The 810-nt window shown below is 48.9% G+C and carries 1 protein-coding gene; it reads left to right on the forward strand.

What is annotated here, in order from left to right; all coding sequences use genetic code 11:
- Positions 1-105: 105 nt before the first annotated feature.
- On the forward strand, positions 106-810 hold a 705-nt coding region (locus OU793_RS24710; RefSeq protein ID WP_274647927.1), incomplete at its 3' end, for a hypothetical protein.

Here is an 810-nt window from a genome sequence, read left to right on the forward strand (position 1 = left end):
CCGCCAACTTCTATTGCCGCCAGAGCTTCGCAAGTCAAATCTTGAAGTTATCATTCTCAATCACGATGAAACGGTGCGAGAAGAGCGCACAGTAAGGAGCCGATGATGAATAAGCTGGCACGCACCGTGTTGTGTGGTGTTTTATTGTCTTCTCCCTTTGCTTTTTCCGCTGCGGTCACCGGCAAGATTTCAGGAGACCGCTTGCAATGGTTCAGTGGTAGCGATAACGGTGAATTCTTGGTATCAACCCAATTTGACCGTATCGGCGGACTTCCTCGTACAACGCAATGGTTTCCGGGAACGTTCAGCACGTCAACGAGCAAAACGTTAACGCTCACTTCAGAAACCGGTGAGGTCATTTCGGTTCCCGCTGTACTAGCGGGGGTAACGTACCAATTAGCAGGTGGTTTTACAGAGGACACCGTGCCTCCCGTTGCTCCTATTTGCTCCGAATCCATTCTCGGTGCTCAAACCACCGTGATTGACCGAGGTGGCAATTTTTGTGTGGCGAGCAAAAGCGCAAAATACAAAAGTGCGGTTGAGCCGTTCAATCAATATCAACCTATTCTAAAACTAGAACGCTCAGCACTCATCCAGGCATTTGAAGGGAAGCCAACCGGCACTTACAGCGGTGTCATATCTGGCATTTTGCGATATGGGTTTTATGTTAACGCGAGCGATGGAGCACTGACCTATCGCAACATCCCCGTGACGTTTTCGGTGCAGCTTCGCCACATCGGCAGCTATATCAGCAATATCACCGTCTTAGGTACTGGTCACATTGTTCCTAAATACGATACATACAATCAT

Origin of the sequence: Vibrio sp. VP6 (assembly GCF_028823755.1) — a bacterium.
In the GTDB taxonomy this organism is placed as follows: Bacteria; Pseudomonadota; Gammaproteobacteria; order Enterobacterales; family Vibrionaceae; genus Vibrio; species Vibrio parahaemolyticus.